This window comes from Nocardia sp. NPDC060249, assembly GCF_042728755.1.
Classification (GTDB): domain Bacteria; phylum Actinomycetota; class Actinomycetes; order Mycobacteriales; family Mycobacteriaceae; genus Nocardia.
Window position 1 is genome coordinate 1255468 of sequence record NZ_JBHXAQ010000002.1, and the last position, 13249, is coordinate 1268716.

Sequence of the window (13249 nt, forward strand, 5' to 3'; positions counted from 1 at the left end):
TGGGGCACTTTTCGCGCCACTTGGGAACTGCCGCGAATGTGGTTCACTGCTGCCCCGGCCACAGGTTGCGATCTTTGAGTATCGTGCGTAGTAGCATCGGCCTGTCAGTCATGATGCCATCCACTCCGGCGTCGAGGAGCCTGGTCATCTCATCCTTCTCATTGACCGTCCACGCATGAACCTTGATGCCGCGCCTATGTGCAAGTTCAACTACATTTGGGTCGATGAATTTCAGCTTCCATGGCCGAGCAGGCAGTTGGGCGCACTGCACCTCGGCAATCGGTAACGGGAAGCCATATGCAGAAAGGCGCAGGCGAATGGCGGCCCATGGGCCCATAGAAGTACATGCGTCTTCACCCAACGCCGAGCGAATGCTGCGAACACGATGTTCGCGAAAGCTACCGATGCAAACCCTGTGGCTTGCGTTGCACTTGACTATTAAATCGACCAATGGAGCTACAGCCGCATCACTCTTGACATCAATATTGATTCGCATTTCCGGCCAGGTTCTTAGGATTTCTTCCAAAGTTGGAATATTCTCACGATGATCGACGAGTACCGTCCGAAGCTTTGACCACGGTAGCTCATCGATCCTTCCCGTGCAATTAGTGGAACCGTCGAGACGTTGATTATGGAAAGCGACAACAACTCCATCACTAGTTACGTGAACGTCTGTTTCGACATATTGATAGCCGAGGCGCGCGGCAGCTTCGAAAGCGGGAAGTGTGTTCTCCGGAGCATGAGTGGCATCCCCCCTATGTGCAAAAGCGATCGGTGTTGGCGAGTCTAGAAATGGATGTAACCTGTGGTGAATCACAAGCCGTGACCTTTCGACGCGTGCGGAAAACGTGATCGCGCCGCAAGCGGCACCGAGGTCAGCTCTCGCGGGGGGGTCGCGCTGAGGACGTGCAACCTACAGTCCCTCCCGCAGCCCTTCCCTTGGAAGCTTGTTTCCGTCAGGATGATCAATGTGACTAACAGCGACACAGCCGACAACTTTGACGCCGATCAACGGTCGGATCTTATCAGTGAGCTACAACAAATGCGCAAGAAGTACCGACGAGGCTCCGCCGGCTGGGCGACTACATACCATTTTTGTCTGATCGGTGCAACTAGCTTGAGTGCCAGTGCAGCGCTAGCGCTACAGATACCTGAAGCGCCGTTAGGGAACCTGGCAACCATTTGCGCTTCGTTTGCCGCACTCCTAACGACTCTAAGCATCATTGGCGGGTTCGAAGAAAAGTGGCATTCGAATAGGACTGCTTTCTATGACTTGGACGTGTTGGAGCTCGATGCGAAAGATCCTGGAACCCCAAACGTAGCGATCCGGGAATCGCTTAAGCGGATCATTTTGAACCAGAGGTCGACGTGGGCTACTTCTGCAAAGCAGACGCATTCGAACAGAATTGACCACGAGATCAACGAGCAAAGGAATATTCCATAAGTCTGCTACTGTGGTCGGGTCGTTGACTGGCCACACCGGCACGGTCTTTTCGGTGGCATTCGGGACCCGCGCCGACGGGAGTCTGCTGTTGGCCAGCGGATCGAGCGAGATTCATCTGAGAGCGTTGTCCTCTCCAGGCGGCAGTGGCGTCTGTGGGTAGTCCATACGGGCAGACCTAGGCACCGAACGCCTGGGCACGACTTACTGCGGGTCCGTCATGGGTGATGCTCGCGGGGCAGGATCATTTCGACGTTGAGCTGATTGCCTCCGCTGGCCAGCAGCAGGCGCCCGTCGGCACGAGCCCCGAACGCCACCGCGTACACCGTGCCGATGTGGTCGGTCAACGGCGGTCCAGCCGGTTGCCCGGTCTCGGGATCCGACAATCGCACCGTGCCATCAGCGCTGCCGGAGGCAAGCAGCAGGCTTCCGTCGGCGCGGGCTCCGAACGCCACCGCGTACACCGCGCCGGTGTGGTCGGTCAACGGCGGTCCGACCGGTTGCCCGGTGGCAGGATTCCACAACCGCACCGTGCCATCATCGCTGCCGCTGGCCAGCAGCAGGCCTCCATCGGTGCGGGTGCCGAATGCCAGCGACCGCACCGGGCCGCTGTGTCCGGTCAACGGCATCCCGACGGGTTGTCTGGTCTGCGGATCCCATACCCGCACCGTGCCATCGGCGCTGCCGCTGGCCAGCAGCAGGCTCCCGTCGGCACGAGCCCCGAAAGCCACCGCGTACACCGGGCCGCTGTGGCCGCTGTACGTTATCTCCGCTAGCCTTCTAGTCTCGGTGTTCGATACCCGCACCGTGCCATCGTCTCTGCCGCTGGCCAGCAGCAGACTCCCGTCGGCACGGATTCCGAACGCCGCCGACCACACCGGGCCGTTCAACCACGGACGTTGCCCGGTCTTGGAGTCCCACATCCACGCTGAACCAGAGTAGCCGCGGCTGACCAGCAACATGCTCCCGTCGCTGCGGACCCCGAACGCCATCACGTTCGCCGCGCCGATGTGGCCGATCAACGGTGTCCTGACCGGTAGCCCTGACTCGGAGTCCCACAAACGCACCGAGCCATCGTTGCTGCCACTGGCCAGCAGCAGGATCCCGTCGGCTCGGGCCCCGAACGTCACCGATGTCACCTCGCTGGTGTGGCCAGTCAACGGCGACCCGACCGGTTGTCCAGTTTCGGGGTCCCCCCATACCCGCACCATGCGATCGTGGCTGCCGCTGGCCAGCAGCAGGCTCCTGTCCGCTCGGGCACCGAACGTCACCGATGTCACCTCGCTGGTGTGGCCAGTCAACGGTGTCCCCACCGTTTCCCCGGTCTCGGAGTCCGACACCCGCACCGTGCCGTCGTGGCTGCCGCTGGCCAGCAGCAGGCTCCCGTCGCGACGAGCCCCGAAAGCCACCGCGTACACCGGGCCGCTGTGGCCGGTCAACGGTGTCCCCACCGTTTCCCCGGTCTCGGGGTCCCACACCCGCACCGTGCCGTCGTGGCTGCCGCTGGCCAGCAGCAGGCTCCCGTCGGCGCGGTCTCCGAAAGCCACCGCGTACACCGTGCCGGCGTGGCCGGTCAACGGTGTCCCCACCGGTTGTCTAGTCGCGGAATCCCATACCCGCACCGTGCCATCAGCGCTGCCGGAAGCCAGCAGCAGGCTCCCGTCGGTGCGGGCCCCGAATGCCACCGACCGTACGGTGCTGGAGTGCCCGGTCAACGGTGCCCCCATGGGATGTCCGGTCTCGGAGTCCCACACCTGCGCCGAGCCATCGTCGCTGCCGCTGGCCAGCAATAGGCGCCCGTCGGCACGAGCCCCGAACGCCACAGACCACACCGGGCAGGTGAGGCCGGTCAACCACAGCCTGACCGGTAGCCCGGTCCTGGGGTCCCACACCCGCACTGAGCCATCGTGGCCGCCGGCAGCCAGCAGCAGGCTCCCGTCGGCGCGGGTTCCGAAGGCCACCGTGTTCACCGTGCTGGTGTGGCCGGTCAACGGCGACCCGACCGGTTCCCCGGTCTCGGAGTCCCACAGTCGCACAGTGCGATCGGTACTGCCGCTGGCCAGCAGCAGGCTCCCGTCGGCGCGGGTTCCGAATGCCACCGACCGCACCCAGCCGGTGTGGCCGGGGAGTGGGCGGTGGAAGGACCGCGGTGTTGCGGTTGTCCATGTGAGGCGTGTCAAGCGTTCGGGGTAGGTGTTCAGCAGTTCGGCGCTGCTGGGTTCGTCTCGGGCGGCGGTGTTTTGGAGGATGGAGGCGCGTTGAGTGGGGTCGGTGGTTGTGGTGAGGTCTGCGAGGCTGCGCCAGAACAATCGCGCGTTGGGGTGGTGTTCGGTGTCGGTGATTGCGAGGGCGCGGGCGAAGCGGCGGATGTCGGTGTAGAGCAGGTAGCGGGAGTCGTCGAGGAGTTCGTCGATGACCTCCCCGGCTGCGGCGTGTGATGCCAGGTATCGGTGAAGGTAGGGGTTGGCGTGGGCCCAGTCGCGGCGGCGGATGTCACGTTCGGGTGGTGGGTTCATCCGGGTAGTCCCTCTTGCTGGTTGGCCCTCGGTGGGTGTGTGGTGATTGTCGGGCGGGATCGGTTGTAGTGGGCTAGTTTTGGCTGCGCCGGGTGGACTTATCGAGGTGGGAAACGAGATTTCTATGAGCGCTGATGTTGTGGTAGTTGTGCCGGGTATCACCGGTAGCGTGCTTGCTCACGGCCAGCGTGAGTTGTGGAGTTTGTCGGCCGCGGCGTTGCGCCGGGGGGTGCTGCATACCAGCGACGTCCTCGACGAGTTGCGGCTGCCGCCTGTGGCCGGTGACCCAGGTGAGTATGAGGGGTTGGCGTTGGAGTCACCGGAAGTGATTCGGGGACTGCACGTTTGGCCAGGATTCTGGCATGGGTCCGGGTACGGCAGTTTGATCGATCGACTGGAAAAAGCTCTCCCAGGACGAGTGCTCACATTCGCTTACGACTGGCGGCTACCGAATGCCTACACGGCGTCACAGTTGCAGCAGTTTGTCAACGAAGCGTTGCGCCGATTCCCCGGCAGCAAAGTGAGTTTTGTGTGTCACTCGATGGGTGGGCTGATCACCCGCTACTACCTGGAGGTGCTGGGTGGCAGCGCGTACGCGGCCCGGTTGATCACGATCGGTACCCCGTTCAGCGGGTCGGTCAAAGCGGTGAAAGCGGTGACCGGTGGTCTGTATCCCCGGATTCCCGGCTTGGGAGAACGGGTTGCCCGGGTGGCGGAGACGTTTCCGTCGGTGGCTGAACTGCTACCCACCTACCGCTGCGTCGACACCGGTCCGGACTCGGAACCATTGAGTCTGACCGAGATCGAGATCCCCGGTCTGCCGACCGACATGGTGGTGCGCGGTCGCCGCTTCCACGACGAGTTGGACGAAGCTGTTGCCCGCAACGGTGGCGGACAGTATGCGCTGCATGTGTTCGCGGGCAAGCTCCAGACCACCGACCAGAGCATCACGGTCAACGGCACCGAGATCGGATTCCAGCAGACTCAGCAAGGTATCGATCACCGCGGAGACGGAACGGTGCCATCGTTCAGCGCGGTCCCCTCGGAGTGGGCACGCGACGAGAATGCCTCGTTCCGTCCAGCCAAACACGGCCCGTTGGCCAAGCATCGGGATCTGCTTGACGATGTGATCGCCAAGGCCAATTCCCGTGAACTCGCCGCCATCCTCGCTCCGCTCGACGAACTGTCATTGCATCTACCCGAAGTCACCGCGGCCGACGAACCGGTCGAGCTCGTAGTGACCAGTGAGTCAGCGAATCTGCGGTTGCAGGCCAGCGTGTTCGACGCCGACGACAAACCGTGCGACACGCCTGTCCCAGTGCGACCGGATGCAAGCGGGCGCCGTTACCAGACGGTCGTGACGCTGCCAGCGGGCGTGTGGCAGGTCAGGGTCGAAGAGATCACCAAAAAACCGCGGGCGTACGTCGAGGATCTCATCACCGCTGTGTGACACCCGGCCTATCACAACTACGAGCGTCGATAGCCCATACCGGAAAGCCAGCGACAGAGGGCGTAGGAGCAGATGGAGGAAACCGACGTTCACGGACGGTTCGCGACGGTCGTCATCGGCGACTACCACGACCCGACACTGAACCTTCCCGATATCGACAAGCATGCCGCCAAAGTCGCCGCGGTCCTGCGGAGCCTGGGGTTCTCCGAAGACTTGCGCGAGGGCGACACCACCGCCACGCAAGTGCAGCAGTGGCTGACCGGGTGGAAACCGTCCGCGCGGCGGTTGTTGTTGTACTGGACCGGCCACGCCCAGGAACTCGGTGACGACATCGCCTTGTTCTGTGGCGATTATTACCACGACCACCCGTTCACGAAAGTCTCCGGGCGCGACCTGGGGCAACTCTTGGCCTCGCGTTCTGCGGTGGAGATCGTCGTCATCCTCGACGTGTGCAAAGGCGGTGTCGGTGTCGGGGCAATCGTCAATGCTTTCAGAAACACAGTTCAGGATCGCGAATTCGCCCTCGGCCATGAACCCGGGCTTGCGGTGCTGAGTTCAGCACGGACGAAAGAATTCGCCCGTGACGGGGTCTTCGCCGCCGCGTTGGATCACATCCTGTCCGAAGGCCCACCACCACCGACCGACACCTACCACGGCTGGACGGCCCGTGACAGGCTGATCACTCCGACCGAACTCTACAAGGCCCTTTGTGTCCACCTGCACAACAGCGGCGCCGATCAACGGCCTGACTTCGCCCAAGAACGCGCCGTCGACGGGTTTTTCCCCTTTTTCGAGAACGTACGCCACCACCCGCACCGCCCCGACGTCACCGTCGATACCTTGCGCGAACGGGCCTTCGCCGACACCGATCTACTCGAACACTTCCTGGTCAAGTTCCGCGGCATCGACACCCCCAGCGCCGATGGCTGGTACTACGCGCCTCGCCCCGCTCCACAAGCCCGCATCACAGACTGGTTGTCCACCGGCGACGGCATGCTCGTGATCACCGGCCCGCCGGGCTCCGGCAAATCCGCACTACTCGGTTGGTTGGCCGCGATGTCCACCCCCGACTACCACAGGGAAGCCGCTGACAAAATCAGCCACCTCGCAGACATCGATCTTCCTCCCGAGGGTGCTATCGATGCCGGAATCCATGCCAAACAACACACCCTGCAGGAATGCGTCGCCTTCCTCGGCGATGCGCTTGAGCTCACCCCACCGGGAGGCGGATGGCAAGAGCCCGGCCCCCTGGTCGAGCGGATCGCCGCCCTTGCCGAACGAAACGGTCACCCGGTCACGATCCTGCTCGACGCCCTCGATGAGGCATACCCCGCTGACCAATCCCGCATAGCGGTCGACCTGCTCGCTGCCCTCGCCGCTCAACCCCGCGTGCGTGTCATTGTCGGAACACGCCCCAACCGCGAAGACCCCGGAAACCGAGCCATCACACCCGATGGTCCTTGGACCGCAGACGGACCACTGATCCGCGCCTTGACCACCGAATCCAGCCGGGTTATCCGCCTCGACATCGACCCCGGATCTACCCACGCCATCACCACTTATCTCACCAACCGCCTGCTCGACCCCGCTACTTCCTCTCCCTACCGCGGTGACATCTCCCTCGCCGGAACCACCGCAGGGATCATCGCCGCCCACAGCAACGGCATTTTCCTGTTCGCTCGTCTTATCGCCCGGGCCCTGATCAACCGCGATACGCCCCTCGACCTCATCACCAGCGACGCCGACGGGTTGTTGAACGGCGGAGTCAGGGAAGCTTTCGAGGCAGACCTTACCCATTACGGATCCGATCGGGACCGCGTCTACGACCTCCTGGCTCCACTCGCATGGGCCCAAGGCGCCGGGCTGCCCCGCCGCGACATTTGGCTCGCCCTCGCCAACGCGCTCTCGCGCCCCGGCATCACTTACACCGAACAAGACATAGCCTGGGTCCTCGAACACGCCGGAGCCCACATCATCGAATCCGGCGAAGACGGCCAAACCGTTTACCGCCTCTACCACCAAGCATTCAACGACTACTTCCAACTAAACATCGACCACGCCTGGGTCCAACGCACCATCACCCACACACTCCTCGACCTCACATACCCCTCATGACCACCCCACAACAACCTCAACGCGATTGGGCGCACACCAACCCCTACCTGCGCCGACACCTGTCCGGACACGCAGCGACAGGCGATGTTCTCCCAGAACTGCTGCGCGACACCCGATTCTGGCTTTACACCGATATCGACCGCCTCAGCCTGGCACTCACAGGCCACGACCTGCCCGATACCCCGATCACTCGACTGCTGCGTCGCGCACTCGATACCCTGCGCACCACAACCGACCCTGTCGAACGCGCCACCATCCTGCACGCCTACGCCCTCCGCGACGAACCACAAGCAATTCAAAGCCTCACCACCACACCAGAACACCCCTGGAAACCACACGCGACAACCTCCTCGAGCACCGCCCTGCACCGCACACTCCCCGGCCACGTCGGCGAGGTAAATGCGGTGGCGTTCGGTCCGCGCGCCGACGGGAGCCTGCTGGTGGCGAGTGGCAGCATCGACGGCACGGTGCGGTTGTGGGACTTCGAGACCGGGCAACCGGTTGGGGCACCGTTGACCGGCTACACCGGCCCGGTGTGGTCGGTGGCGTTCGGGGCGCGCGCGGACGGAAGCCTACTGTTGGCCAGTGGCAGCGATGACGCCACGGTGCGGGTGTGGGATCCCGAGACCGGACAACCGGTCGGGCCTACGTGGACGGGCCACAGCGGCGCGGTGTGGTCGGTGGCGTTCGGGGCGCGCGCGGACGGAAGCCTGCTGTTGGCCAGTGGCAGCGATGACGGCACGGTGCGGGTGTGGGATCCCGAGACCGGGAGACGGGTCGGGCCGCCGACGATCAGGCACGCTGGCATAGTGCGGTCGGAGCCGTTGACCGGCCACAGCGGCCCGGTGCGGTCGGTGGCGTTCGGTGCGCGCGCGGACGGAAGCCTGCTCCTGGCCAGCGGCAGCCGTGACTACACGGTGCGGGTGTGGGATCCCGAGACCGGACAACCGGTCGGGCCGACGTTGACGGGCCACACAGGTGTGGTGTCGTCGGTGGCGTTCGGGGCGCGCGCGGACGGAAGCCTGCTGCTGGCCAGCGGGAGCCACGATCGTGCGGTGCGGTTGTGGGATACCGGGACCGGATCACCCGTGGGGCCGACGTTGACGGGCCACACCGGCTGGGTGTGGTCGGTGGCGTTCGGGGCGCGCGCGGACGGGAGCCTGCTGCTGGCCAGCGGGAGCGACGACCGCACGGTGCGGGTATGGGACCCCGAGACCGAGGCGCCGGTCGGGTCGCCGTTGACCGGCCATAGCGGGCCGGTGCGGTCGGTGACGTTCGGTTCGCGCACCCACGGGAGCCTGCTGCTGGCCAGCGGCAGCCACGACGACACGGTTCGGGTCTGGGACTTGGAGACCGGGGGAACGACTGGGTCACCACTGACCGGCCACACCGGCCCCGTGCGGTCGGTGGCGTTCGGTGCGCGCGCCGACGGGAGTTTGTTGCTGGCTTCCGGCAGCGATGATCGCACGGTGCAGGCGTGGGATCCCGAGACCGGGGGACCGATCGGGTTGCCGGTTACCGGTCCCGGCTGGGTGCGGTCGGTGGCGTTCGGTGCGCGCCCCGACGGGACCCTGTTGCTGGCCAGCGGCAGCGCCAATGACACGGTGCAGGTCTGGGACTTTGAGACCGGGCGAAAGGTCGAATCACCGATGACCGGCCACGACAATGAGTCGGGGTTGTCGGTGGCGTTCGGTGCGCGCCCCGACGGGACCCTGTTGTTGGCCAGCGGCCTCCACGATGACACGGTGCAGGTGTGGGATCCTGAGACCGGGGAACCGGTCGTGCCACCACTGACAGGCCACACCGGCTGGGTGTGGTCGGTGGCGTTCGGTTCGCGCCCCGACGGGAGCCTGTTGTTGGCCAGCGGCAGCCACGATTGCACGGTGCGAGTTTGGGACACCACTACTGGGCAACCAGTCGGGTCACCGCTGATCGGTCACAGCGGCCCAGTGCGATCGGTGGCGTTCGGTTCGCGCCCTGACGGGAGCCTGCTGTTGGCCAGCGGCAGCATCGACAACACGGTGCGGTTGTGGGACTTCGAGACCGGGCAACCAGTTGGGTCGCCGTTGACCGGACACGCCGGCCCGGTGTGGTCGGTGGCGTTCGGGTCGTGCCCCGACGGGAGTTCGCTGTTGGCCTCCGGCAGCGGCGACGGCACAGTGCGGGTGTGGGATCCCGAGACCGAACAAACGGTCGGGCCCACGTTGACCGGCCACACTGGCGAGGTGTTTGCTGTGGCGTTCGGGGTCCGCGCCGATCGTTCGTTGCTATTGGCTAGCGGTTCAAGCGAGATTCACCTGAGAGCCTTGGCCTCATCAGAAGGACGAGTGGCACTGCTGTGAAACGGTGAGTGGCGGTGACAAAATAGTGGCCAACTGCATCTGGAAACTGTGGTGGCGCCTGGGGATCGCCGTGTGCTGTCCACACGATCAGATCCTCTTGGCCCAGAGCTGCCCTTCCTGCGGCATCGCCGTGCGCCGCGGACTCGCCACCCGCGGTGCCCAGCGGTTCTACGTTGATCAAGTGGTTCGCCGCGAACTGCGAACGCGAACTGCGCGAAGAATCAGGGCCGCGGGTCGACGCAAACTCACCGCGATCGGTACCAAACACGCACCCCACACGGGCGCCCGCCTGGTCTAGGAAATCCATGCCGCGTTGCCTGCGCAAACACTTCTCCGGCTGCGCCTGCGGAGCATCACCTGGTGGAAACACACGGCTGAGTGGTCAGCATGGTCCAGGAGTCGACCTTCATTCGGCGGCCTGGTCACGGCCGATCTTCTAGCCGTTGGCGTCGCATCCGATGCCGTCGTCGTCCCTGTCGAGCCGATGCGGATCTCCGGGCGCAACAACAACAGGCCCCGGATAGTCGCTGCAGTCGGTATCGGGGCCCATCCGCTGATTCGGAAGACCAGTCTGCGCAGGTGGCTGTGAAGGTGGCGGTGGTGGTGGCGCATTCTGCGGGGCTGGTGCCGGTGGCTGAGTGGTCACCATCTCCTGTGCACGGTCTCCGAATACCGGGCATGTCCCCCACCCTCCGGCGTTCGTTGCTCGCGCGGTCGGCTCCGCAGCGCTGATCATCGACCAGTGTTTGTCATTGGGTTGGTACAGGACCGCTTCGGCATGACCGGACTGCACCAGCGATAGGTTGACGAACTCGCCTCGGGGATCCCATATGTACAGCAAGTATCGGCCGTACCGATCACGCAACTCCTGATCGCGCTGCACCCACACCGTTGACCCGACCGGTGCGAGGCGCGTAAGTTCCGCGGTCGCTTCCGGGCCGAAACACTGGACCGGCGTGTTCGGATCCTTTGTCTCCGGCGCGTTGATCTCGAGCAGTCGAACGTCGACCGTGCTGGTAGAGGCCAATGCCGCGCCCGCTGTCACCGCGGCTACCGCGAGCGTGTCGCCATCGACAATGCGCCGAACCACGGCTTGCTGCGCGTCGGCCGGCACCCCCGTCGGTGCGATGGCAATACCTTCATTCGACTGTCCGGAGGTGGTGCTCACATCGTCGGATTCGACTGTGGGAGAGACGAACTGTGCCGATGGAGTGACGGTCGTGACCGGCGCTGAGCTGGTGCTGTTGGAAACCGAAGAACGCTCCTGGTCCGGGGCCAGCCCGATGCCGATACCTGCCAGCGCCGCCACACCCGCGACAGCGACGACCATCTTCGCGGTGCCCGTCATCGGACCCTCCTCGGCCGGTTCGGAAGCGGTTGCCGACCGTGCCGATCAGCTGGTGCCCCGAAGGATTCCTGCTCGGCTCGGTCCTGTTCGCGATCGCGGCGGATGAGCCACCAGCCGCACCACCCAGCCAAGGCACCGAACAGCAGGAAGATCCCGATCTCGACGTCGACGGCGGCGGCGGATGCGAACAAGGTTCCAAGAGCCAGACCGGCCCACGCGAACATAGTCAGGTGCCGACGAGGCGCATGCTCGACACGTCTACCGGTGCCCGCGCGCTCAGTGCCGCGGACTGTCTCGGTGCCAGGTCTGTAGCTCGCGGTGGCAGTGATGTGTTCGGTCCACGCCCGACCATCCCACCAGCGCAGGACCTCCGGGTTAGCGGAGTCCGGGTACCACCCCGCTAGTGCAGCAACAGATACTGAGACCGCCTTCGCGGACTCGTGCGAGGTGTGCCGAACCAGTGGGGTCCCGGTGGGGCGGCTGTCGGCGAGCGCTTCCAACAGTGCCGCATACAGCGGCTCGAAATCTTTGGCCATCTGCTTTGTCGCCAGAACAGCGTAGGGATTGGCCACGGCCGCCGTGATCTTGCCGTGGAGACGTTGCTCGCCCCTGACCACGAATTCCAGATACCCATTGACCAGCATCGACGGGCGATTCCACACGACTTGCTCGACACGGCTGATCGGGAAACACTTCGACTCGAAGGAGTTGATCTTGGCCGAGATCCTTGCGAGGCCACCGGTGCGTTGTATTTCGATCCACCAGCCATCAAAGGTGACGGTGCCGTCGTGGCCTTTGACGATGATCGACCGCGCGAGCGGTGTCCGCGAGCTCTGTTTGGGCGGGCCCGGTTGCACCTCCGCCGGGTTTGCCCTCGAGGTCGGAGGCCCAGCAGCACGGGTCTGCCCGCCGCCTTCGTTTTCCTGGTCGTCCACCGGTCGCTCACCTCGCTCGGTATACAACTGCAAAATCGCAGTACAGAGCCAGTTTGTTACTCAGGCTTTGATCGGCTCGCGCCCAACTGACCGAAGAACCGGCTCGAATCCCGGGTCCTTCTGACGAGGTGGATGCGGTCACCAGAACGTCCCCTCCGGTAAGAAAGCGACCCAGGTTGATGGTGACGATCTGGAGGTCATTTAGCTTGTCGATGCATGCCGCCCAAGCGTCGAGCACCAACGCTGGGAGGCCGTGGCCACGCAGGCTAGAGAACTCACGACCGACCGGAGGCAAGAACGGATGACGGAAACCAAGTCGAGCCGAGGGCCAAGTGCCGGTGAAGACAGCAACGCCAGCTCCCCGCCTACCTGACATCGCAGGCTCGGATCCTGTTCGGCAGCAATGGGTCCCGCATTCCTTCGCATTGACCTCCCGACTGACGAATGCCACAAGGTCATACACGCGAACCTGCTCGCTGCCCCCGCCGCGGCGCCCATAGGTGCCAGCAGCGTGACAACTGAGCAGTCCATATCCCGAGATGTAGGTCCTCCCATGCCTCCTGCTCACCGGTCGCCGCCCCGAGAATCAGCCGTCAGGTCCCCGCCATACGCTTGAACATTGGGGCGGGCCGACCGAGGGCGGTGGACTCATGGAACCCCTCCGAGTGAGGGTGAAAGCGAGTCACGCTGAACTCGCCGACGGGCGCCGCGAGGGTGGCTACTCCCGCGTCTTCGGCAGGCCGCGAAGTTCAAAAACGTGGGGTTTCTGTGGGATTTGGCCGAAAAACGTCAAATCTCCGAAAATTCGAAACCCCCTCCGACCCAGGTCAGAGGGGGTTTTCACTGTCGGGCTGACAGGATTTGAACCTGCGACCACTTGACCCCCAGTCAAGTGCGCTACCAAGCTGCGCCACAGCCCGTTCTTGCCCCCGTCTCCGGGTGCTCGAAAAGATTACCTCACCTCGTGGCGAAGGTACTAATCGGCTGGTAGATGCACCTTTTGCCGATCCTGAGGAGCGTCGGCAGTGTTGCGGCGGAGCTGACGAGAGCGCTGAGTTCGTCGAGGTTCCACTTGGTTCCGGGTTCGATGCGCGGGGTTTCG

General features: G+C 64.2%; 7 protein-coding genes and 1 tRNA gene. 3 read left to right on the top strand and 5 right to left on the bottom strand.

What is annotated here, in order from left to right; genetic code table 11:
* Window positions 1–43: 43 nt before the first annotated feature.
* Complete coding sequence (locus ACFWFP_RS13190; RefSeq protein WP_379294969.1) at window positions 44–817, bottom strand: glycerophosphodiester phosphodiesterase; 774 nt, start codon at window positions 815–817, stop codon at window positions 44–46.
* Between the two features lie 842 nt (window positions 818–1659).
* Window positions 1660–3957: a WD40 repeat domain-containing protein gene (locus tag ACFWFP_RS13195; protein ID WP_379294970.1), complete on the bottom strand. Its 2298-nt coding sequence runs from the start codon at window positions 3955–3957 to the stop codon at window positions 1660–1662.
* 106 nt (window positions 3958–4063) lie between these two features.
* On the opposite strand from ACFWFP_RS13195, the gene ACFWFP_RS13200 reads away from it, so the two are divergent.
* The 3 genes from ACFWFP_RS13200 to ACFWFP_RS13210 all read left to right on the top strand — a co-directional run bounded on the left by ACFWFP_RS13200 (window position 4064) and on the right by ACFWFP_RS13210 (window position 9864).
* Window positions 4064–5407, top strand: coding sequence for a lipase family alpha/beta hydrolase (locus ACFWFP_RS13200; protein WP_379294971.1), 1344 nt, complete (start codon window positions 4064–4066; stop codon window positions 5405–5407).
* A 72-nt stretch (window positions 5408–5479) separates the two neighbouring features.
* Window positions 5480–7522 carry a hypothetical protein gene (locus ACFWFP_RS13205; RefSeq protein WP_379294972.1) on the top strand — a complete coding sequence of 681 codons (2043 nt, stop codon included), beginning with the start codon at window positions 5480–5482 and terminating at the stop codon, window positions 7520–7522.
* Entirely contained in the window at window positions 7519–9864 is a 2346-nt protein-coding gene (locus ACFWFP_RS13210) for a WD40 repeat domain-containing protein (RefSeq protein ID WP_379294973.1), read from the top strand. The genes ACFWFP_RS13205 and ACFWFP_RS13210 overlap by 4 nt, the downstream gene beginning before the upstream one ends.
* A gap of 436 nt (window positions 9865–10300) precedes the next feature.
* Here ACFWFP_RS13210 and ACFWFP_RS13215 read toward each other — a convergent pair whose 3' ends face one another.
* From ACFWFP_RS13215 to ACFWFP_RS13225, 3 genes are all read right to left on the bottom strand, one after another.
* The gene (locus ACFWFP_RS13215; RefSeq protein ID WP_379294974.1) at window positions 10301–11212 is read right to left on the bottom strand and encodes a thermonuclease family protein; all 912 of its coding nucleotides are present in this window, start codon (window positions 11210–11212) and stop codon (window positions 10301–10303) included.
* A complete protein-coding gene (locus ACFWFP_RS13220; protein WP_379294975.1) occupies window positions 11209–12147 on the bottom strand; it encodes a DUF2510 domain-containing protein in 939 nt (312 codons plus the stop codon). The genes ACFWFP_RS13215 and ACFWFP_RS13220 overlap by 4 nt, the downstream gene beginning before the upstream one ends.
* Before the next feature lie 846 nt (window positions 12148–12993).
* Window positions 12994–13067: transfer RNA gene (locus ACFWFP_RS13225), tRNA-Pro, on the bottom strand.
* Window positions 13068–13249: the final 182 nt, after the last annotated feature.